Here is a 22242-nt window from a genome sequence, read left to right on the forward strand (position 1 = left end):
AAATGAGTGACTTCTCCCGTCGTCGGCTCCTCCTCGGCGGCTCCGCCGTCGGCGCCGGTCTACTGCTCAGCGCCTGCACGTCCAACGACTCCGGTGAAGCCGACAAGCAGGCCGAAGACCAGACCAAGGTCGCCGCAGGCAAGAACGCCGAACCCGGCAAGAAGATCACGATCGGGTTCTCCGCGCCGGCCGCCGACCACGGCTGGATCGCCGCGATCACCAACAACGCCAAGGCGCAGGCCGGCAAGTACTCCGACGTCACCTTCAACGCGGTGGCGGCCGGCAAGGACGTGCCGGAGCAGCGGGCGGCTCTCGAGACGCTGATCCAGCAGAAGCCCGACGTCATCGTGCTGCTTCCGCACGACGGCGCCCAGATGACCGCCACCGGCCGCAAGGCGATGGACGCCGGCATCCCGGTCATCAACCTCGACCGCGAGTTCTCCGACGCGTTGTCCTACCGGACGCTCGTCAAGGGCGACAACTACGGCATGGGCGTCGCGGCGGGCCGGCTGATCGGCGAGAAGTTCAAGAGCAACCCGAACGCCGTGATCGCCGAGATCGCCGGCATGGACGAGCTTCCGCTCACCCAGGACCGCTCGAAGGGCTTCCGCGACGCGCTGCAGGCCTACGGCCTGAAGGTCGGCCCGCGTCAGGCCGCCCGCTTCACCGTCCAGAGTGGACAGGAGGTCACCGCGAACCTGCTGCAGGCCGCGCCGAAGATCGACGCGATCTGGAACCACGACGACGACCAGGGTGTCGGCGTGCTGGCCGCGATCAAGCAGGCCAACCGCAGCGAGTTCTACATGGTCGGTGGCGCCGGTTCGCTCGACGCGATGGAGATCATCAAGGCCGACAACCAGCCGTTGAAGGCCACGGTCACCTACAGCCCGACGATGGCCTCCTCGGCGATCTCGCTGGCGCGCCTGGTGGCGCAGGGCAAGGGCATGGAGGACCTGGTCGAGCTTCAGGTGCCGAAGCTGGTCATTCTCCAGTCGGAGACGATCACCAAGGAGAATGTCGACCAGTACATGCCGCTCGGCTTCCGTTCCTGACCAGGGACCGGCAGACGGGGCGCGGAGAACGTAAGGAGACCGCCGATGTCCTCATCGGACACCAACGGAGAACTGCGGGTCGGCATGGTCGGCTACGCGTTCATGGGCGCTGCGCACTCCCAGGCGTGGCGCACCGTGAACCGGGCCTTCGACCTGCCGGTGCGCGCCCGGATGACCGCCGTGGCCGGCCGCGACGACGCGAAGGTGCGCGCCGCGGCCGCCCAGCTCGGCTGGGAACGGACCTACACCGACTGGCGCGAGCTGGTGGCCGCTGACGACATCGACGTCGTCGACATCTGTACACCGGGTGACAGCCACTGTGAGATCGCGCTGGCCGCCCTCGCCGCCGGCAAGCACGTCCTGTGCGAGAAGCCGTTGGCGAACACCGTCGAGGAGGCGCGGGCGATGGTCGCGGCCGCCGAGACGGCACGGGCGTCCGGGGTCCGCTCGATGGCGGGCTTCAACTACCGGCGGGTGCCGGCGGTGGCGTACCTGAAGCAGCTCATCGCCGGCGGCCGGCTGGGCACCGTGCGGCACGTGCGCGCGGTGTACCTGCAGGACTGGATCATCGATCCCCAGTTCCCGCTGGTGTGGCGGCTGCAGAAGGAGAAGTCCGGTTCCGGGGCGCTCGGTGACATCGGGTCGCACATCGTCGACCTGACGCAGTACGTCACCGGTCAGTCCATCACCGGGGTGTCGGCGGTCACCGAGACGTTCATCAAGGAGCGTCCGCTGCCCAGCGCGTCGAGCGGGCTCAGCGCCGAAAGTTCGACGGAGACCGGCCAGGTCACGGTCGACGACGCGGCGCTGTTCCTGGCCCGGCTGTCCGGTGGGGCGGTGGCCACCTACGAAGCGACCCGCTTCGCCACCGGACGCAAGAACGGCCTGCGGGTCGAGGTCAACGGGTCGCTCGGCTCCGCCGTGTTCGACCTGGAGCGCCTCAACGAACTGGAGTTCTACGACGCCAACCGCCCCGGCGCCGAGCAGGGCTTCACCCGCATTCTCGTGACCGAGGGCGAGCACCCGTACATGGCGGCATGGTGGCCGCCGGGTCACATCATCGGGTACGAGCACTCGTTCACCCACCAGATGCGCGACTTCCTCGAGGCGGTCGCGGTCGGAAAGGACCCGGAGCCCTCGTTCGCCGACGCCCTGCAGGTTCAGCAGGTGCTCGACGCGGTCGAGAAGAGTGCGTCCGCCGGCTCCGGCTGGACGACGGTTCCGGAGTAACACCCGAAGGCTTCCCGGCCGCGTAGCGAGGTCCACGGCGGCTGCGCCCCGTCCGTGGGGTGCGCGGCCGGGAAGATACACCCCCGTCCCTACAACTCGACAAACCATTGTCGGCGCGGTCGGCGCGCGCCCTCCTGGCTAGACCCCCAGGTCAGGGAAAGGGATTTACGGCAATGCACAAACGGTCCACAGCCGCGGTCATGCTGGCCGCGGCGGCAACCCTCACCGTGACGGCCATCGGCGCACCGCCCGCGCAGGCCCACCCGGTGATCGACCCGGCCGCCTTCCAACAGGTGACGCTCGCCAAGGGCGTCGCCGAGATGGGCGAGCCGATGAGCCTGGCGGTGCTGCCCGACCGCTCGGTGCTGCACACCGCCCGCAACGGCACGCTGCGGCGTACCGACGCGGCCGGCACGACGTCGGTCGTCGCGACCCTCTCCGTCTACAGCCACGACGAGGAGGGGCTGCAGGGCGTCGGCGTCGACCCGAACTTCGCCAGCAACCGGTGGATATACCTGTACTACGCGCCGCCGCTGTCGACCCCGGCCGGCGACGCGCCCACCACCGGCACCGACTTCAGCGCCTGGCGGGGCGTGAACCGGCTGTCTCGGTTCACGGTCACCGCCGGCTGGCAGCTCCAGGCCGGCAGCGAGGTGACCGTGCTCGACGTGCCCGCCGACCGCGGGCTGTGCTGCCACGTGGGCGGCGACATCGACTTCGACGCCGCCGGCAACCTCTACCTGTCCACAGGCGACGACACCAACCCGTTCGAGTCCGACGGGTACGCGCCCATCGACGAGCGCACCAACCGCAACCCGGCCTTCGACGCGCAACGCAGCAGCGGCAACACCAACGACCTGCGCGGCAAGATCCTGCGGATCAAACCGTCGGCGGCGGGCGGGTACACGGTGCCGTCCGGCAACCTGTTCGCGCCGGGAACGGCGAACACGCGTCCCGAGATCTACGCGATGGGTTTCCGCAACCCGTTCCGGATGAGCGTCGACAAGGCGACCGGGGTGGTCTACGTCGGCGACTACGGGCCCGACGCCGGCACCGCCGGCCCGCGCGGCCCGGCCGGGCAGGTGGAGTTCGCCCGCGTGACGGCGCCGGGCAACTACGGCTGGCCGTACTGCACCGGTACGAACACGGCCGCGGAGACCTACGCCGACTACAACTTCGCCACCGGCGCCGTCGGCGCGAAGTTCACCTGCGCCACGGGACCGGCGAACAACTCGCCGCGCAACACCGGCCTGGGTGTGCTTCCGCCGGCGCAGGCGGCCTGGATCCCGTACGACAACTGCTCGCAGCCGGCGTTCGGGTGCGGGTCGGAGTCGCCGATGGCCGGGCCGGTGTACCGGTACAACGCGTCGAGCACGTCGACGGTGAAGTTCCCCGCCGACTTCGACGGGCACGTGTTCCTCGGCGAGTTCGGCCGGCGCTGGATCCGTGTGGCGCACGCCGGGAGCACGCCCGGTGAGATCGCGGCGTTCCCGTGGTCGGGCACGCAGATCATGGACATGGCGTTCGGACCCGACGGCGCGCTGTACGTGCTCGACTACGGCACCGGCTACTTCAACGGCGACGCGAACTCGGCGCTGTACCGCGTCGAGTACATCGCCGGCGGTCCGCGGGCACCGATCGCGGCCGCGTCCGGGACGCCGACCAGTGGACAGGCGCCGCTGACCGTCCAGTTCTCGTCGGCCGGGTCGAGCGACCCGGAGGGCGGCGCGCTCACGTACTCCTGGGCGTTCGGCGACGGCGGCACGTCGACGGCGGCCAACCCGTCGCACACGTACGCGTCCAACGGCACGTTCACCGCGACGCTGACCGTCCGCGACAACCAGAACCTGACCGCGACCGCGAGCGTGCCGATCACCGTCGGGAACACGGCGCCGACGGTGACGCTGCTCGCGCCGCTCGACGGGCAGTTGTTCGGCTTCGGCGGCACCGTACCGTTCCAGGTGCGGGTCACCGACCCGGAGGACGCGACGATCGACTGCTCCCGGGTGAAGGTGCGGTACCTGCTCGGGCACGACTCGCACGCGCACGAGATCACGTCGGCCACCGGGTGCAACGGCACGATCGCGGTGCCCGTCGACGGCGAGCACGACCCGGCGGCGAACATCTTCGGGGTGTTCGACGCCGAGTACACCGACAGCGGCGGCACGACGTCGCACACCCAGCACGTCACCCAGCCGCGGACGCGTCAGGGTGAGCACTTCTCGGCGCAGCAGGGCGTCACCGTCTTCGACAAGGCCGCCGCGCACGGTGGCCGCGCGGTCGGCGACATCCACAATGGAGACTGGATCGCGTTCGACCGGTACAACGTGGCGACCGCGACCGGGTTCTCGGCGCGCGTCGCGTCGGCCGGCGTCGGCGGCACGCTGACGCTGCGGGCCGGCTCGCCGACCGGTCAGGTCGTCGGCACGGCCACGGTTCCGGTGACCGGTGGCTGGGAGACGTTCGTCAGCGTCACCGGTGTGCTGGGTACGGTGCCGTCGGGGACGGTGCGGTTGTATCTTGTGTTCACGGGTGGAACGGGAGCGCTGTTCGACGTCGACGACTTCACGTTCACCTCCGGCGTGGCGGGCCGCGTCACCGGGATCAACGGCAAGTGCATGGACGTGGCCGGTGCCAACACCGCCGACGGCACGCAGATCCAGCTCTATACGTGCAACAACACCTCGGCGCAGTCGTGGACCCGCACCGGGCAGACGATCCGCGCGATGGGCAAGTGTCTCGACATCTCCGGAGGTGCGACAGCCAACGGCGCGAAGGTGCAGTTGTGGACCTGCAACGGGACGGGCGCGCAGAACTGGGTGGTGGAGGCTTCCGGCGCCGTGCGCAACCCGCAGTCGAACCGGTGCCTGGAGGCGCCGGGTGGACAGACCGGCGACGGCACGCCGTTGCGGATCTGGGACTGCGCCGCCGGAACCAATCAACGATGGACGTTCTCATGAACCTGGGGAGGCATACGATGAGAACACTCATGGGACGAATGGCGGTGCTCGCGACCGCACTGGTGACGGTGGTCGCCGGTGTGACGTCGACCGCCTGTGCCGAGACGGCCGCCGTCGACGACCCGTACTCCGTGCTGGTCTTCTCGAAGACCGCGGGGTTCCGGCACGACTCGATCGCGGTGGGCACGCAGGCGATCCGCGACCTCGGCGCGGCCAACGGCTTCTCGGTGACCGCCACCGAGGACGCGGCCGCGTTCACCGCCGCGAACCTCAACCGGTACGACGCGGTGGTGTTCCTCAACACGACCGGCGACGTGCTGAACGCCGCGCAGCAGACGGCGTTCGAGGGCTACATCGCCGCCGGCAACGGATACGTGGGGGTGCACGCGGCGGCCGACACCGAGTACGACTGGCCGTTCTACGGCAGCCTCGTCGGCGCCTACTTCCAGCAGCACCCGGCGATCCAGTCGGCGCGGGTGGTCGTCGAGGACCGGGCGCACCCGGCCACGGCCCACCTGGGTCCACAGTGGACCCGCACCGACGAGTGGTACAGCTTCCGCACCAACCCCCGCTCGACGGCGCACGTGCTCGCGTCGCTGGACGAGTCGTCGTACTCCGGCGGCGGCATGGGCGACCACCCGATCACGTGGTGCAAGAGCGTGAACGGCGGCCGGTCGTTCTACACCGGCTTCGGGCATACCCAGGAGTCGTACGCCGACAACGCCGTACGACAGGTGCTCCTGGGAGGCATCCGCTACGCGGCCGGCCAGGCCAGCGCCGACTGCCGGCCGGAGACCGGGTACACCGCGCTGTACAACGGGTCCACCACCGGGTGGTCGCAGGCCGGTCCCGGATCGTTCACCAACGCCGACGGCACGCTCACGTCGGTCGGTGGCATGGGCATGCTGTGGTACGAGGCGTCGGAGCTCCGTTCGTACTCGCTCAAGGCCGACTGGAAGATGGCCGGCGACGACAACTCCGGCATCTTCATCGGGTTCCCGCCGTCGAGCGACCCGTGGTCGGCGGTGAACAACGGCTACGAGATCCAGATCGACGCGACCGACGCCGCCGACCGCACCACCGGCGCGGTGTACGGGTTCAAGGGCGCCGACACGGCCGCCCGCGACGCGGCCCTCAACCCGCCGGGGGAGTGGAACACGTTCGAGCTGCTCGTCGAGGGCGAGCGGGTGCAGATCTTCCTGAACGGCGTGAAGGTGAACGACTTCACCAACACCGATCCGGTGCGCAGCCTCACGTCGGGCCACATCGGTCTGCAGAACCACGGTGCGGGCGACGACGTGTCGTTCCGGAACGTCCGCGTCAAGGCACTGGGCGGAACGAACCCGCAGCCCGGCCCGGGACCGGTGCGCGGCATCAACGGCAAGTGCATGGACGTCAGCGGCGCCAACACCGCCGACGGCACCCAGATCCAGCTATGGACGTGCAACAACACCAACGCCCAGGTCTGGACCCGCACCGGCCAGACGATCCGCGCGCTCGGCAAGTGCCTCGACGTCTCCGGCGGCGGCACGGCCAACGGCACGCGGGTGCAGCTGTGGACCTGCAACAACTCCGGCGCGCAGAACTGGGTCGTCGAGTCGAACGGGGCGGTGCGCAACCCGCAGTCGAACCGGTGCCTCGAGTCACCGGGCGGCCAGACCGGTGACGGAACGGCCCTGCGGATCTGGGACTGCAACGGCGGCGCCAACCAGCGCTGGGTGTTCCCCACCTAGCGCCCACAGACCCGGGTGAGCGGGGTCGCGACGCCGACCGGCCCCGCTCACCCGGCCAGTTCGCGCAGCACCGCCAGCAGACGCTCGTCCCCGGTCACGCCGGTCGTGCCGAACGAGCCCTCCTCGACGTTGTGCCGGCACGCGCGGCGACGAGCGTGCCGATCAGGCGGACCAGCTCCGTGTAGTCGCCGCGCCAGCCGTGCACCAGGTGGCTGGCCGGGTACAGCGCGTCGAGGCGGGCCTCCGGGTTTGCCGGCGCGCAGCAGCGTGGTGAGCAGCGTGAGGCGGTCGTCGACGCGGTCGCCGAGGCCGTGGTCGATGGCGCGGGCCGGGCCGTCGGCCTCCGGCGCGGCGCGGCCTTCGTCGGCCAGTTCGGAGAGCTCGCGGACGGCGCCGATGAGCGAGTCGGTGCTGAAACCGGCCCTGGCACGGGTCCAGGATCATGCCGGACTTTTGCTGGCCTGATGGACCGCCTAGCATGGGACCCGGTACCGGTCCGGTGCGAAGGGGAGGCGCAGTCCCCGCCGGCTGGCGATTGCATGTCCGTCGCAGGTCTCCTCGCGCCTGATGCTTTGTCACCAACCGTCAGAGGAGCTTTGATGGCGCGTCCGATCACGTTGTTCACCGGCCAGTGGGCCGACCTGCCGTTCGAAGAGGTGTGCCGGCATGCCTCCGAGTGGGGCTACGACGGCCTGGAGATCGCCTGCTGGGGCGACCACTTCGAGGTCGACAAGGCGCTGTCCGACGAGTCCTACGTCGACCGCAAGCTGGAGACGCTCGCGAAGTACAACCTGCACGTCTACGCGATCTCCAACCACCTGGTGGGCCAGGCGGTCTGCGACCACCCGATCGACGAACGGCACCAGGGCATCCTGCCGGCCCGCATCTGGGGCGACGGCGAGCCCGAAGGCGTGCGCCAGCGCGCCGCCGAGGACATCAAGGACACCGCCCGCGCCGCCGCCAAGCTCGGCGTGCGCACCGTGGTGGGCTTCACCGGCTCGTCGATCTGGCACACCGTGGCCATGTTCCCGCCGGTGCCCACGTCGATGATCGACAAGGGCTACGAGGACTTCGCCAACCGGTGGAACCCGATCCTCGACGTGTTCGACGAGGTGGGCGTGCGCTTCGCGCACGAGGTGCACCCGAGCGAGATCGCCTACGACTACTACACCGCCCAGCGCACGCTGGAGGCTATCGGTCACCGCGAGGCGTTCGGGCTCAACTGGGACCCGTCGCACTTCGTGTGGCAGGAGCTCGACCCGGTGAACTTCATCTTCGACTTCGCCGACCGCATCTACCACGTCGACTGCAAGGACGCGAAGGTCCGTACCGGCGACGGCCGCCGCGGCCGGTTGAGCTCGCACCTGCCCTGGGCCGACATGCGCCGCGGCTGGGACTTCGTGTCCACCGGCCACGGCGACGTGCCGTGGGAGGACTGCTTCCGCGCCCTGAACGCGATCGGCTACGACGGCCCGATCTCGATCGAGTGGGAGGACGCCGGCATGGACCGCCTCGTCGGCGCCAAGGAGGCCGTCGAGTTCGTCCGCCGCCTGGCCTTCGACCCGCCGTCGGCCGCGTTCGACGCCGCGTTCTCGTCCAGCTGACCCACCCTGTCGCGCGATCTTGGACTCCCGTACACGCTATAGCGTGCCTGGGAGTCCAAGATCGCGGAGAAGCTAGCGGTGTTCGGGCAGGGTGAAGCGGTAGCCCTGCGCGCGGAGCAGGGGGATTGTCCGTTCTACCGCTTCCACCGTCTGGCTGCGGTCGCCGCCGCCGTCGTGCATCAGGACCACGGCACCGGAAGTGATGCCGTCCATCAGGCGGCGGACCAGCTCGTCGGTGCCCGGGGGCTCCCAGTCGGAGATCGCGAGGCGCCAGCCCAGCGGCTGCATCCCCAGCCCGGCCGCGACCGTCGGGGTCTCACCCCAGCTGCCGTACGGCGCCCGGAAGTACGGGATGTGGGCGCGCGGCACCGCGGCGCGGATCGCGGCGTTCGTGGCGAGCAGGTCGGCCCGGATCTGCTCGGGCGTGGCGGTGCCGAGGTCGTCGTGCTGGAGGCTGTGGTTGCACAACACGTGCCCCTCGGCCACGATGCGGCGCACCAGCGCCGGGTACTCGCGGGCATGGTTGCCCTGCACGCAGAACACGGCCCGTACCCGGTGCGCCTTCAGCACGGCGAGCAGCCGTGGCGTGTCTACGGGGTTGGGGCCGTCGTCGAACGTGTAGCTGACCACGGTGCCGTGGCCGCGGGCGGTGTCGACGATCGTCGGGGTGGGGCGGCCGCCGGCGGAGCCGGGCGTGGCGGTGCCGAGGATCAGGCCGGCGGCGAACAGCGGCGCGGCGAGGTGCCGCAGGCGGACGGTGCGGTGACGGGTGGCGGACACGGGTGGGTCCCTTCAACGGCGGGCGGCCAGGGGGAGGCGTCCGTCGAAAGTTTCAGGCCGCGTTTCGAAACGTGAGGTGACCGTAGGGGCGCGGCCCACCCGCAGTCAAGTGACAGACGTCAATCGCCGGGGAGCAGCGCGAGGAACCGCGCCAGCACCGGCGACGCGTCGTCCGAGCACCACATGGCGGCCGAGACCACCGGCTGGTCGGCGTCGCGCAGGCCGACGTAGGCCAGCCCCTCGGTGCGCAGCATCCGCGTCGACTCCGGCACCAGCGCCACCCCGAGCCCGGCCGCGACCAGCGTCAGCAGCGCGCCGAGCTCACCGGCGTAGCGCACCGTGCGCGGGGCGAACCCGCCGCGCTCGCACATCGCCGCCAGGCTGTCGTGCCAGGACGCGCAGACCTCGCGGCCGAGCATCAGCAGCGTCTGCCCGGCGAGGTCGGACATCGCGACGTCCGCGGCACCGGCCGTCCCGTGGGAGAGCGGCGCCGCCACCACGATCCGTTCCGTGGCGAGCGTGCGCATCGCGAGTGCCGGCTGTCCACAGTCGACCGCGCCGAGCGTGCTGAGGAACGCCACGTCGACCAGGTCGTCGCGCAGCGGCTGGCCCAGAATGCCCATCGGCAGCTCGCGCAGGCTCAGCTCGACCTCCGGCGCGATCCGCTCGAACGCGGCCAACGCCGCGAGGAACGGCTGCGACGACGCCGTCGGGTGGTAGCCGACCCGCAGCCGGCCCTGCTCGCCGCGCCGCGCCCGCTCGGCCACCGACTCGGCCGTGCGCGCCTGCGACAGCGTTCGCCGCGCCTCCACCAGGAAGAGCCGGCCGGCCTCGCTCAGGCTGGTGCGCCGCTTCGACCGCACCAGCAGGTCGACGCCGAGCGCCGACTCCAGCCGCAGGATCTGCTGCGACAGGGCCGGCTGCGCCACGTGGAGCCGCTGCGCCGCGCGTCCGAAATGCAGTTCCTCCGCGACCGCGACGAACGCCTCCAGGTGCCGCAGCTCGAACTTCATGCGTGCACGTTATCAAGTCATCCCGAATGAGTCTTTGATCGTATGAACTGCGGCTCCTAGCGTCGACCGCATGGAACTCACTAACAAGGTCGCGCTGGTCACCGGCTCCACCGGCGGCATCGGCGCCGCGATCGCCCGCGGGCTCGCCGCGGCCGGCGCGGCGGTCGTCGTGGTCGGGCGGCGCGAGGAGGAGGGCGCGGCCGTCGCCAAGGAGCTTCCGCGGGCGACGTTCGTCGCCGCGGACCTGACCCGACGGGACGCGCGTCAGCGCGCCATCGACGCGGCGCTGGACCACTTCGGCGGCCTCGACATCCTCGTCAACAACGCGGCGGCCAACGCGCTCGGCCCAGCGATCCAGGGCACCGAGGAGGACTTCGACCGGCTCGTCGCGCTGAACTACCGGGCCGCGTTCTTCCTGACCCAGGCCGCACTGCCGGCACTGATCGCGAGCGGCGCCGGCCGGGTGGTCAACGTCAGTTCGATCGGCACGATCAAGACGTTCGCCGGCGGGGCGATCTACAACTCGACGAAGGCGGCCCTGGACAACCTGACCCGCACCTGGGCGCAGGAGCACGGCCCCGACGGCGTGCGGGTCAACTCGGTCAACCCGGGCATCGTCGTCGACGGTCCGATGTCGGCACCGGTGCAGGCGTTCCTCGACCTCGAGCGCGACGTGGTCCCCACGATCCCGGCCCGGCGGCCGGCCACCGCCGCCGACGTCGCGGCCGTCGTCACGTTCCTGGCGGGACCGGGTGCGGACTACCTGAACGGCGTGATCCTCCCGCTCGACGGCGGCCTCACGGCGTGAGCCGCGTGAGCCGCGGCCCCGCGTTGGCGGTGCTGTGCGTCGTGCAGTTCATGGTGGTCCTCGACAGCACGATCACCACCGTCGCGCTCGACGCGGTCCGCGCCGACCTCGGCGCCGACGAGCGCACCCTGCAGTACGTCCTGTCCCTGTACGCCGTGACGTTCGGCGGGCTGCTCCTGCTCGCCGGGCGGGTCGGTGACCTCGCCGGCCGGCGGCGCGTGTTCCGCCTCGGCGCCGCCGCGTTCACGGGCGCGTCGCTGCTGTGCGCGGCGGCGCCGACCCTGCCGGTGCTCCTGGCCGGGCGGGCGGCGCAGGGCGCCGGCGCCGCCTTCGCCTCGGCGACGGCGTTCGCCCTGGTGCTGGAGCTGTTCCCGGAACCGGCGGGACGGCACCGGGCCATCGGGGTCTGGTCGGCGCTCGGCGCGTCCGGCGCGGCGGCCGGGCTGATCCTCGGCGGGGTGCTCACCGACCTCGCCGGGTGGCCGCTGGTGTTCGCGGTGAACGGCCCGCCCGGGGCGGTCGCGGTGCTGCTGGCCGGCCGGCTGCTGCCGCCGGGTCGGGCTCAGCGGGTCCCGCTGGATGTTCCCGGCGCGATCACCGCGACGGCCGCGACCGCGACGCTGGTCTTCGCGGTGACCCGCGGCCCGGCCGGCGCCCTCCTCGCGGTGGCCGCGGTGTTGTTCGTGGCGTTCGTGCTGATCGAGGCGCGTGCACCGGACCCGCTGCTGCCGCTGCCGATGATCACCCGGGGACCGTTGCCGGTCGCCGCGGTGGCGCTCGGGTGCCTCGCGGCCGTGATCGGCAGCCAGGGCTTCTTCCTGGTGCTCCACCTGCAGCGGATTCTCGGGTTCGGCCCGGCGGCCACGGGTCTGGCGATCGCGCCGGCCGCGGTGCTGGCGTTCGTCGGGAGCACGGTCGCGGCGCGGCTGGCGGGCCGCGTTCCGGCGCGGGTCCTCGTGGTGACCGGGCTGCTGCTGGTCGCCGTGGCGCAACTGCTGCTCGGCCGGTTGGGGGAGTACGTGCCCGACCTGCTGCCCGGGCTGCTCCTGTTCGGGGTCGGGCTGGGCGTCGCGTTCGTCGGCACGACGGTCCTGGGTACCGCCGAGGTCGCCGATGGACGCGCGTCCGGGGTCCTGAACACCGCCCAGCAGGTGGGGCTGGCGGTGGGCGTGGCGGTGCTGGTGGGCGCGACGACGGTCGCCGGCACCGCGGACCCGGCCGCGCTGGCCCGCGGGTACGGCGCCGGGCTGCGACTGGGCGCGCTCGTCGCCGTGACCGGCGTGGCGGTGGTGCTGCTCAGCGCGGGAGTGCGGACTCCACGGCGCCGACCAGTGCGGGGTCGTCGGGCGTGACGCGCGGGCCGAACCGCGCGGTGACCTGGCCGCCCGGCGCCACGAGGAACTTCTCGAAGTTCCAGCGGACGTCGCCGGTGTAGCCCTCCGCGTCGGGAACCTCGACGAGGCCCTCGTACAGCGGGTGCCGGCCGTCGCCGTTCACCTCGACCTTCTCGGTCATCGGGAACGTGACGCCGTAGGTGGCGCTGCAGAACTCGGCGATCTCCTCGGCGGTTCCCGGCTCCTGGCCCATGAACTGGTTGCAGGGCACGCCCAGGACGGTGAAGCCGCGCTCGGCGTACTGCTTCTGCAGCGCCTCCAGGCCGTGGTACTGCGGCGTCAGCCCGCACTTCGAGGCCACGTTGACGACCAGGACGGCCCGGTCCTGGAGCCCGCCCAGGTCGAACGGCTTGCCCTGCAGGTCGTGGATCGCCACGCCGTAGATGTTCTGTGCCACGCCGGCAAATCTATACCGGCGTGGTCGGCACCGCCCACGAGGTCGCCGGCCGGCAACCCGTCAGCCGACCCTCCGGCGGACCACCCACCAGCCGCACAGGAGGAGCAACGCGCCGGCACCCAGGTACAGGGCCAGTTCCAGCCACTGGAACGTCCAGTAGCGGTCGGTGGGCTGGTACTCGACGTCGAGGTGGAGGTCGAGGGCGCCGAGGCAGGCGGCCGTGTCGCCGAACGTTCCGGTGGCGCCGGCCGGCGCCGGATCGGTGAAGCAGCGGTCGAACTCCGCGCGGCTCAACGGTTCGCCGTCGGCGGTGCGGAGGACACTCGCGTCGGTGACCCACGCCCCGTCGACCGTGACGCCCTTGACCACCGCGGCGCCGGTGATGCTGCCGAGCCCGCGGGCCGCGTTGATGGCCTCGGCCGTCATCGGCATCCGCAGGTGCTCGCCGGGAAGGTAGTGCGGCCGCACCAGGTTCGGCACGGCGAACTGCACGAGGACGACCGCGAGCAGCGTCACCGCCATCGCGGCCAGCGTGCGACGCAGCAGCATGCCGACGACGGCACCGAGCACGACGGCGAACGCCGCGTAGCCGACCGGCGCCAGGTTGCGGGCGCCGAACGGCACCAGTTCGAACCGGTCGGCGCCGACCCGGTCGACCGGACCGGCGGCCCACGTGAGCGCGAGGCTCAGCAGTCCCGCGACGGCCATCGCGGCGGTGGCGACGACGAGCACCTTCACGGTGAGCCAGCGGCGGCGGCCGACGCTCTGGTTCCACACCAGCCGGTGGGTGCCGGTCTCCAGTTCCCGCGCGACCAACGGCGCGCCCCAGAACACCCCGACGAGCACGGGCACGAGCCCGGACGCCCCGGCGAGGTACAGCAGGAGGTTGGTGTAGTCGCCGTGGAACTGGCGCATCGCGGCGGCGCAGTCGCCACCGGCGTCACACCGGCCCCGGTAGGCGTCGTACGCGTCGCGGATGTCGGTGCCGAGGTGGAGCAGGTACGCCAGCGCGACGGCGAGCAGCACCCCGCCGGCGAGCGCGGGCGTGCGGAACTGCCTCAGAGTGAGCCAGATCATGATGCCAACACCCCGAGCACGAGGTCCTCGAGCGAACCGCCGGACGATGCGACGAGGTCGCGGACGTCGCCGGCCATCCGCACCCTCCCTCCACTGAGGACGATGACGTGGTCGCACACCCGCTCGATGTCGCCGAGCAGGTGCGAGGACAGCACCGCGCTCGCGCCGAGTTCGGCGACGAACTCCCGCAGGGTGCGCAGGAAACCCTGACGGGCCAGGGGATCCAGCGCGGCCGCCGGCTCGTCGAGGATGAGGAGGTCGGGTCGCTTCGCGGCGGCGACGGTCAACGCGAGCTGCGCCCGCTGCCCACCGGAGAGCCGGCCGGCCTTCTGCGCCGGGTCGAGCCCGACCTGCGCGACCCGGCGGTTGGCCAGCGACGCGTCCCACGACGGGTTGAGCTTCGCGCCCAGCCGCAGGTGTTCGGCGACGCTCAACCCGGCGTAGACAGGGGTGTCCTGCGCGACGAACCCGACCCGCGCCAACCGGGCCGCGGGCGGCGCACCGAGTACCCGCAGCGTTCCCGACGTCGGTTCGAGGAGCCCGCACGCGAGGTGCAGCAGCGTCGACTTGCCCGCGCCGTTCGGCCCGACCAGCCCGACGACGCGGCCGTGCGGAACCGCGAACGAGCAGTCGGTGAGCGCGTAGCGGCGCCCGAACCGTTTCGTCAGGCCCTCGGCGTGGAGGGCGTCGTGAGGTGGCATGCGCCCATCCTGCGAAGCGGGCGCGGCGCGGGCATCGGTCCGAAGAACGGGGCCACCCGTTCTTTCGACGGGTTCGCGGTGTGCCCCGCTTCTCCTAGCGTGGTGGCATGAACATCGGGCTTGCCCTCCTCTTCGTCCTGGCGGTCGCCGGTGAGGCGGTCGCTGTCGCGCAGAGCTGGGGCGGCGGGTACTGGCTCGTCGGCGGCTGCGCGGCCGTCGTCGCGTGCGGTCTCGCGCTGGCGCGCCGGTGGGACCGGCGGTGGACGGCCGTGGCCGGCCTCACCGTCGCCGCCGGCGCGATCGGGGCGTCCGCGGTCGCCGACCTGCCCGCTGAGCCGGGTCCGGCGCTGGCGTCGGCGCTGGCGGTGCTGGTCGGATCGGCGGTGCGCGTGGTGCGGGCGGGGTGGGCGGTCGCGATCGCCGGTGGCGGTCTCGCGGTGGTGGCGGCCAGCCCGGTCAGCGCGAGCGCGGGGTCGGCGGGTGCGGTGGTCGCGCTCAACGCGGTGGCGTGGGCGGCCGGCGTGACGACCGGGGCGACCCTGCGGCTGCTCGACGCGCGGGCGGCGGCGACGGTCGCGGCCGTGCGGCAGCAGGAACGGCTGGAGCTGGCCCGGGAACTGCACGACGTGGTCGCGCACCACATCACGGGGATGCTGATCCAGGCACAGGCCGCGCAGGTCGTCGCGCGGCGCGACCCGTCGGCGGTGGCCGCGCCGCTGTCCGGCATCGAGGCCGCCGGTGCGGAGGCGTTGTCGGCGATGCGGCGGGTCGTCGGCCTGCTGCGCGACCACGACGACGCGGCGTCGGCGTCGCCCGGTCCGGAGAGCCTGGCCGACCTCGTGACGCGGTTCGAGCGGCAGGGTCCACCGGTGCGGCTGTCCATTGTGGACAGTTCGACGGCGGGTGGCGCCGGATGGCCGCCCGAGGTGACGAGCACCGTGTACCGGGTGGTGCGCGAGGCGCTCACGAACGTGGCGCGGCACGCGCCGGGTGCGCGCTCGGTGCGGGTCAGCGTCGACAGTGGACCGTCGGGGGTGACCGTCGAGGTGGCCGACGACGGTCCGGCGGTGGCGCAGCCGTCGTCGGGCGGGTTCGGCCTCACCGGGATGCGCGAGCGCGTCACGAGCCTCGGCGGCACGGTCGACGCCGGTCCGGGTGAGGGCGGTGGCTGGCGGGTCCGCGCGACGCTTCCCCCGCCGGTGCTCCGGTGACCATCTCCGTGCTGATCGCCGACGACCAGGCGATGGTCCGCGGCGGGCTGCGGTTGATCCTCGAGGACCAGCCCGACATCACCGTGGTCGGCGAGGCGGCCGACGGCGTCGACGCGATCGAGCAGGCGCGGCGGCTGCGCCCCGACGTGTGCCTCGTCGACATCCGCATGCCCCGGGTCGACGGCATCGAGGTGACGCGCGCGCTGGCCGGCCCGGGTGTGGCGAACCCGTTGCGGGTCATCGTGGTCACCACGTTCGACCTCGACGAGTACGTCTACGGCGCCCTGCGGGGCGGCGCCGTCGGCTTCATCCTCAAGGACGCCGGCCCGGCACTGCTGGTCGAGGCGGTGCGGGCGGCGAACAACGGCGACGCGCTGGTGTCGCCCTCGGTCACGGTGCGGCTGCTGCGGCAGCTCACCGCGGTGCGGGCACCGGCGCCGGGCCCGGCGGGGCACCGCCTGTCGGATCGGGAGCTGGAGGTGGTGCGGGAGATCGCGCGCGGGCGCACGAACCAGGAGGTGGGTGCGGAGCTGTTCATCTCGGTGAGCACGGTCAAGAGCCACGTGGCGACGATCCAGACCAAGCTGGGTCTGCGGAACCGCGTGGAGATCGCCGCGTGGGCGTGGGAGAACCGCGTCGCGGAAGGCTCGTAAGCCAGGTGTGCAGGGCCCACCACCACCGGAGGGTCTCCAGGACGGTCAGCCGCTCCTCGGTGCCGGCCGGCAGTCCGGTGAGGTCCTGCAGCCGGCGCAGCCGGTACCGCACGGTGTTGGGGTGCACGTGCAGCGCCGACGCCGTCTGGTCGAGCCGCTGGCCGTGGTCGAGGTAGCTGAGCGCGGTGGAGACGAGCTCGCGGTGGAACGGGTCGCCGGGCCGCAGCCGACCGAGCAGCGAGTCGCGCAGGAGGGCCGCGAGGCCGGGCTGTGCGGCCAGGGCCGCCTCACCGGCCAGGTCGGCGACGGCGTGCACACCCCGCCGACCGAAGCTCTCCGCCGCCTGCCAGGCCGCGACGCACAGCCGGTAGGCGTCGGCGGCGTCGGCCAGCGGCACGGCCGGGCCGAAGACCGTGAGCGTCGCCGCGCCGGTGGGTTTCGGTGGCCGGGCGCTCAGGCCGGCGACCCGTCCGTCGACCGTGCCGAGGAGACCGGCGCAGCGCACCGCCGGCCGGGGTTCCGGGCCGGTCACCAGGCAGTGGTACGGGGTGGCCGGGTTCAGGCCGAACCGGGCCAGCTCGTCGGCGTCGGGCCCGGTTCCCTCGCCGAGGAGCAGCCGGCGTAGCAGGCCGGCGACCGCGTCGGCCCGGTCGTGGGCCAGCCGTCGTTCGGCCGCGTGGTAGCCGTCGATCAGGTGCCGTTCCAGCGCGCTGGCGTACCGGTCGAGCTCCAGCGCGCCGTCCAGCAGGGTCTCGTACGGGATCCCGGCCCGCCGGCCCCGGTCGATCGCGATCTCGAACACGCGCGTGCGGCCGGCGCGGACGCCGCACAGGACGGCGGCGAGCGGAACACCCTGCGCCGCGCGGTCGGCACCCAGCCGCGTGGCGTCGGCGAAGTCGTGGTGGTCGGGGTCGCCGGTACCGTCGAACGCCGCCAGCCCGGCGTCGAGCAGGACAGCGACGTGACGGCGCGTCTCCGCCACCGGCAACCGGGCGATCTCGGGCGCCGCGGTGCGGGCGGCGTCGACCATCGCGTCGACCACCAGGGGATCGGCGCCGAGCGTCCGGACGAGGGGGATCAGCGAACCGGCGGTCACGGCGTGCCTTCCGTTGTCACCCGCGTACAACGTCGCGCTCCGGCGTTGGACCCGGGGTCCTATCGATGGGGACCGATCAGGGGTTTGCTTGTGTTACCGCAGCGTAACTTCGGCGCGCGGTGAGCGGAATCCATCGCCGCCCTTGGAGGGGATCCGTGACCGTCACATCCAGGCGCCTGATCGGCGCATTCCTGGCCTCCGTGCTGCTCGGCGCCGTTCCCGGGCCGGCACCCGTACAGGCCGCGCCTGCTCTGCAGCAGGTGATGTTCGTCGGCAACAACTGGGACGGCACCGTCGACGTCATCCGCCCCAGCGGCACGTACGCCAGGCTGGGCCGGATCAACGTGGTCCCGGACCGCCAGCAGCGGCTGTGGGAGATCTACCTCAACCCGGTGCGGCTGGCGTTCTTCCTCGGCATCCGGCAGGGCCCGGGCGAGGGGCACGACCAGCTCGTCGACGACATGTACGCCACCCCCGACGGCGGCGCGCTGGTGGTGTCGCGGCCGAGCTTCGCCGACGTGGTGTCGGTCGACCTGCGCACCGGCGCGATCAGGTGGCGGTTCCCGGTGTCCGGGTACCGGTCGGACCACATGGCCGTGTCGCCCGACGGCACCCGGGTGGCCGTGTCGGCGTCCACGTCGAACACCGTGCACGTGCTGGACATCGACACGGGCGCGCAGGTGGGCTCGTTCGCGACCGGCGACAAGCCGCACGAGAACGTCTTCACCGGCGGCGGGCGGTACCTGTGGAACATGTCGATCGGCGAGGTGAACACCGACCTCGACGCACCGTGGCTCGACTTCACGAAGGGCGACCGGCGCATCACGGTCGCCGACATGACGACGTTCCAGGTCGTGCGCGTCGTCGACATGCGCCAGCGGCTCGACGCCGCCGGCCGCAGCGACCTGTCCGACGCGGTGCGGCCGGCCGTGTTCACACCCGACGGGTCGAAGCTGTACTTCCAGGTGTCGTTCTTCAACGGGTTCGCCGAGTACGACGTCGCGACGGACCGGATCACGCGGGTCCGGACCCTGCCGAAGAACCCGAACACCAGCGACGACCGCACCACGTGGGTCAACGACTCGCGCCACCACGGCCTGTCGATGAGCACCGACGGCGCGAAGGTGTGCGTCGCCGGCACGATGGACGACTACGTCACGGTGGTCGACCGGGCGACGTTGCAGGAGGGCCCGCTGGTCACGGCCAGCAAGCCGTACTGGGCGACGGTCAGCGGCGACGGTCGGGACTGCGTGATCTCGGAGTCGGGCTCCGACCGGGTGTCGGCGATCAGCTTCGCCACCGGTCAGCGCGTCGCGAGCGTGGCGGTGGGCGACCATCCGCAGCGGGTCCGGGTCGGGCGCGTCCCGGCCGACTGGACCGCACCGTAGCTCTGTTCCCACCTGCCGTGACGCCGGTCCCGCCGCCCCGGGACCGGCGTTACGGTGGGAACGGTGTCCCTCCTGCACGTGATGACGTTCAACCTCCTGTACGCCAGCGTCGACGGGCCGCACCGGTGGGCCGACCGGCGGCCGGTGGTCCACGCGCTGCTCGACGCCGAACGGCCCGACCTGATCGGCACCCAGGAAGGACTCGCCGCCCAGCTCGACGACGTCCGGGCCGACCTCGGCCCCGGGTACGGGTTCGTCGGGACCGGGCGCGACGGCGGCACCGACGGCGAGTTCACGGCGGTCCTGTACCGGGTCGAGCGGCTGACCCCGGTGCGGCACGGGGTGTTCTGGCTGTCGGACACGCCGGACGTGGCCGCCTCCAACACCTGGGGCGCCCGCTGCGTGCGGATGGCGACATGGGTCCGGTTCCTCGACCGGGTGACCGGCCGCGAGCTGTACGCGGTGAACACCCACTTCGACCACATCAGCGAGAACGCCCGGCGACGGTCGGCGGCGCTCATCCGCGACCGGCTCGCCGCGCTCGAACCGGGGCTGCCGGTCGTGCTGACCGGCGACTTCAACGCCGCCGCGGGCACGGAGAGCCCCGCGTACCGGCTGCTGACCCGCGACGTCGGGCTGGTCGACGTGTGGACGGTCGCGGCGCGCCGCGGGCCGGACCACGGCACGTGGCACGGGTTCGGCCCGGTCGCCGACGGCGGGCCGCGCATCGACTGGATCCTGGTGACGCCCGACGTCGCCGTCGAGGCGGCGGCGGTGAACCTGTTCCGGTCGGGCGGCCGGTTCCCGAGCGACCACCTGCCGGTCCAGGCCCACCTGCGGCTGCCGGGGTAGCGCGCGCCGGGCCGTGTCAGAGTGGTGGGGTGAAACGCGCGCTGGCGGCACTGTCGATCGGAGCGTTCCTGACGCTCGTGGTCGACACCGCCGGCTCGCGCGGCTCGTGGCTGGCGGTGGCGCTCGGCGGCTCGTACCTGGTCGTGGCCACGGTCGGATTCCACTACGTGTGGCCGTACGCGCGGCGGTGGCCGGCGTACGCGTACGTGATCCACCTGCTGCTGCACGGATACGCGGTGTTCGTCGCGGTGTCGACGGTCGGGTCGACGCTGCTGCTCGTCGTGCTGGTGAGCCAGAGCGTACTGCTGCTACCGCTGCCGGCCGCCGCCGTGGTCGTCGCGACGGTGCCGTTGTTCCACATCGGCATGTCGCCCCGCGACGGGCTGCGGGAAGGGCTCGGTCTGCTCGCGGCCGCCGCGTTCACCGCGGTGGTCACCAGGCTTTTGGTCCGGGAGCAGCAGGCGCGCGTCGAGATGGCCGAGGCGCACGGTCGGCTGCGGGCGTACGCGCTGCAGGCGGAGACGCTGGCCGCGGCGCAGGAACGCAACCGGGTGGCCCGCGACATCCACGACGGGCTGGGCCACGCGCTCACCGTGGTGCAGATGCAGATCAAGGCCGCCCGGGCGGTCATCGACGACGCGGAGCGCGCCGACACCGTGCTCGCGAAGGCGCAGAACCAGGCGGAGGAGGCGCTGCGGGAGGTGCGCCGGTCGGTGTCGGCGCTGCGGGAGCCGGCCGCGCCGGTCCCGTTGCCGGAGGCCCTGAAAGCGTTGGCGGAGGAGACTTCGGCCGCCGGCGTACCGACCGGGCTCGAGGTGGTCGGAACGGTGCGGTCGCTGCCGGAGCGGGCCCACGAGTCGCTGTTCCGGGCCGCGCAGGAGGGCCTGACGAACGTGCGCCGGCACGCCGGGGCGACGCGCGCCGACCTCACGCTCGACTACACGCGGCCCGCGCTCGTCGTGCTGTCGGTACGCGACGACGGCGTCGGCCGCGCGCCCGACGGGCAGGGCTTCGGCCTGACCGGCATCCGCGAGCGGGCCGCGCTCGCGGGCGGTCGGATGGACCTGGAGTCGGTGCCCGGCAAGGGAACGACGCTGAGCGTGGAGGTTGCCTCGTGAGGGTGCGGGTGCTGCTCGTCGACGACCAGGCGTTGTTCCGCGAGGCGCTCGCCACCCTGCTCAGCGTGCGCGACGACATCGAGGTCGTGGGCGAGGCGGGCAACGGGTCCGACGCCGTGCGGCGGGCCGCCGACCTCGCGCCCGACGTGGTGCTGATGGACCTGCGCATGCCGGTGCTCGACGGGGTGGCGGCCACGCGGCGGCTGCGCGCCGAGCACCCCGCGGTGCGGGTCATCGCGCTGACCACCTTCGACGACGACGAGGACGTGTTCGCGGCGCTGCGCGCCGGCGCGGTCGGCTACCTGCTGAAGGACGTGTCGTCGGCCCGGCTCGTGGAGGCGATCCTGGCGGCGGCCCGCGACGAGTCGGTGCTGCAGCCGTCGGTGGCGGCGAAGGTGGTGGCGAGGCTCGTCGCCTCTTTCGGCGACAAACCAGCTGTTTCAGCACAACTGCCTGTCGACGACGCTCCACCACCGGTGGTGCCGCTGTCGGAGCGCGAGCTCGACGTGCTGCGGCTCCTGGCGGGCGGGCGCAGCAACCGGGAGATCGCGAGGGTACTGCACCTCGCCGAGGGCACGGTGAAGAACCACGTGACGAACGTGCTCGGCAAGCTGGGCGCCCGCGACCGCACGCAGGCCGCGCTGCGCGCCCGGGATCTGGGGCTCTTGTAGCGGGGTCATGACCCCGACCGTGACTTCCGGCACGTCACACCGGGCTGGAACCTCGGCAGGATCTCCCGCATGACGACGTTGAAGCAGACCTCGGGGAGCAGGATGCGGGGACATCTGCGGTTCGCGCTTCACTACCTCGAGATGATCGTGGCGATGTTCGTGGGCATGTTCGCCCTCGCACCGGTGTGGTCGTGGGTGTGGCCGGGCGTGAACGACCGGCCCGACGTGGCGGCGATGGTGATGGCCACCAACATGTCGGTCGGCATGGCGGTCTGGATGGCGATCCGCCGCCATTCGTGGCCGCGGATCGCGGAGATGTGCGCGGCGATGTACGTCCCGTTCCTGGTGATGCTGCCGCCGTACTGGCTCGGGGCGGTCGACGGCCACGCCGTGATGATGGTCGGGCACACGCTGATGTTCCCCGCCATGCTCGCGGTGATGGTGTGGCGCCGCGGGGACTACTACCACCATCACCACTGACGGCGTAGGGCCGGCCCGGACACC

19 protein-coding genes and 1 pseudogene are annotated in these 22242 nt (G+C 72.3%); 14 read left to right on the top strand and 6 right to left on the bottom strand.

Annotated features, from left to right (window positions below):
- Positions 1-2: 2 nt before the first annotated feature.
- From Voc01_RS13630 to Voc01_RS13650, 5 genes are all read left to right on the top strand, one after another.
- Entirely contained in the window at positions 3-1052 is a 1050-nt protein-coding gene (locus Voc01_RS13630) for a substrate-binding domain-containing protein (RefSeq protein ID WP_203927738.1), read from the top strand.
- Between the two features lie 45 nt (positions 1053-1097).
- Entirely contained in the window at positions 1098-2282 is a 1185-nt protein-coding gene (locus Voc01_RS13635) for a Gfo/Idh/MocA family protein (protein ID WP_203927739.1), read from the top strand.
- A 173-nt stretch (positions 2283-2455) separates the two neighbouring features.
- Positions 2456-5242: a PQQ-dependent sugar dehydrogenase gene (locus Voc01_RS13640; RefSeq protein WP_203927740.1), complete on the top strand. Its 2787-nt coding sequence runs from the start codon at positions 2456-2458 to the stop codon at positions 5240-5242.
- 17 nt (positions 5243-5259) lie between these two features.
- Positions 5260-6975, top strand: a complete 1716-nt coding sequence (locus Voc01_RS13645; protein WP_203927741.1) for a ThuA domain-containing protein — start codon at positions 5260-5262, stop codon at positions 6973-6975.
- Positions 6976-7574: 599 nt separating this feature from the next.
- A complete protein-coding gene (locus Voc01_RS13650; protein WP_203927742.1) occupies positions 7575-8579 on the top strand; it encodes a sugar phosphate isomerase/epimerase family protein in 1005 nt (334 codons plus the stop codon).
- Positions 8580-8651: 72 nt separating this feature from the next.
- On the opposite strand, the gene Voc01_RS13655 is transcribed toward Voc01_RS13650, so the two are convergent.
- The gene (locus tag Voc01_RS13655) at positions 8652-9359 is read right to left on the bottom strand and encodes a polysaccharide deacetylase family protein (RefSeq protein ID WP_239160166.1); all 708 of its coding nucleotides are present in this window, start codon (positions 9357-9359) and stop codon (positions 8652-8654) included.
- Between the two features lie 119 nt (positions 9360-9478).
- Complete coding sequence (locus Voc01_RS13660) at positions 9479-10372, bottom strand: LysR substrate-binding domain-containing protein (RefSeq protein WP_203927743.1); 894 nt, start codon at positions 10370-10372, stop codon at positions 9479-9481.
- Positions 10373-10442: 70 nt separating this feature from the next.
- Here Voc01_RS13660 and Voc01_RS13665 point away from each other — a divergent pair, with 70 nt between their 5' ends.
- Positions 10443-11180 (top strand): SDR family NAD(P)-dependent oxidoreductase, encoded by a 738-nt coding sequence (locus tag Voc01_RS13665; protein WP_203927744.1) that lies wholly within the window; start codon positions 10443-10445, stop codon positions 11178-11180.
- 5 nt (positions 11181-11185) lie between these two features.
- Positions 11186-12532 carry an MFS transporter gene (locus Voc01_RS13670; protein WP_203927745.1) on the top strand — a complete coding sequence of 449 codons (1347 nt, stop codon included), beginning with the start codon at positions 11186-11188 and terminating at the stop codon, positions 12530-12532.
- On the opposite strand, the gene Voc01_RS13675 is transcribed toward Voc01_RS13670, so the two are convergent.
- The 3 genes and pseudogenes from Voc01_RS13675 to Voc01_RS13685 form a co-directional block, all read right to left on the bottom strand.
- Positions 12477-12971, bottom strand: coding sequence for a glutathione peroxidase (locus Voc01_RS13675; protein ID WP_275423712.1), 495 nt, complete (start codon positions 12969-12971; stop codon positions 12477-12479). The two genes, Voc01_RS13670 and Voc01_RS13675, sit on opposite strands and share 56 nt — an antisense overlap.
- A 60-nt stretch (positions 12972-13031) precedes the next feature.
- Positions 13032-14048: an ABC-2 membrane transporter-related protein gene (locus tag Voc01_RS13680; protein ID WP_203927746.1), complete on the bottom strand. Its 1017-nt coding sequence runs from the start codon at positions 14046-14048 to the stop codon at positions 13032-13034.
- Positions 14049-14092: 44 nt separating this feature from the next.
- Positions 14093-14749 (bottom strand): annotated as a pseudogene (locus Voc01_RS13685) (ABC transporter ATP-binding protein); the annotation flags it as partial.
- A 107-nt stretch (positions 14750-14856) separates the two neighbouring features.
- Here Voc01_RS13685 and Voc01_RS13690 point away from each other — a divergent pair.
- The gene (locus Voc01_RS13690; protein ID WP_203927748.1) at positions 14857-15960 is read left to right on the top strand and encodes a sensor histidine kinase; all 1104 of its coding nucleotides are present in this window, start codon (positions 14857-14859) and stop codon (positions 15958-15960) included.
- Positions 15957-16613, top strand: coding sequence for a response regulator (locus Voc01_RS13695; protein ID WP_203927749.1), 657 nt, complete (start codon positions 15957-15959; stop codon positions 16611-16613). The genes Voc01_RS13690 and Voc01_RS13695 overlap by 4 nt, the downstream gene beginning before the upstream one ends.
- Here Voc01_RS13695 and Voc01_RS13700 read toward each other — a convergent pair.
- The gene (locus Voc01_RS13700; protein WP_239160167.1) at positions 16513-17709 is read right to left on the bottom strand and encodes an RsbRD N-terminal domain-containing protein; all 1197 of its coding nucleotides are present in this window, start codon (positions 17707-17709) and stop codon (positions 16513-16515) included. The two genes, Voc01_RS13695 and Voc01_RS13700, sit on opposite strands and share 101 nt — an antisense overlap.
- Positions 17710-17864: 155 nt before the next feature.
- On the opposite strand from Voc01_RS13700, the gene Voc01_RS13705 reads away from it, so the two are divergent.
- The 5 genes from Voc01_RS13705 (at position 17865) to Voc01_RS13725 (ending at position 22218) form a co-directional block, all read left to right on the top strand.
- Positions 17865-19097, top strand: a complete 1233-nt coding sequence (locus Voc01_RS13705; protein ID WP_203927750.1) for a YncE family protein — start codon at positions 17865-17867, stop codon at positions 19095-19097.
- A gap of 63 nt (positions 19098-19160) precedes the next feature.
- Complete coding sequence (locus Voc01_RS13710; protein ID WP_203927751.1) at positions 19161-19949, top strand: endonuclease/exonuclease/phosphatase family protein; 789 nt, start codon at positions 19161-19163, stop codon at positions 19947-19949.
- 29 nt (positions 19950-19978) lie between these two features.
- Positions 19979-21067 carry a sensor histidine kinase gene (locus Voc01_RS13715; protein WP_203927752.1) on the top strand — a complete coding sequence of 363 codons (1089 nt, stop codon included), beginning with the start codon at positions 19979-19981 and terminating at the stop codon, positions 21065-21067.
- Entirely contained in the window at positions 21064-21738 is a 675-nt protein-coding gene (locus tag Voc01_RS13720) for a response regulator (protein ID WP_203927753.1), read from the top strand. The genes Voc01_RS13715 and Voc01_RS13720 overlap by 4 nt, the downstream gene beginning before the upstream one ends.
- A 69-nt stretch (positions 21739-21807) precedes the next feature.
- Entirely contained in the window at positions 21808-22218 is a 411-nt protein-coding gene (locus Voc01_RS13725) for a hypothetical protein (protein ID WP_203927754.1), read from the top strand.
- Positions 22219-22242 lie beyond the last annotated feature (24 nt).

The organism is Virgisporangium ochraceum (assembly GCF_016863655.1).
GTDB classification, from domain to species: Bacteria; Actinomycetota; Actinomycetes; order Mycobacteriales; family Micromonosporaceae; genus Virgisporangium; species Virgisporangium ochraceum.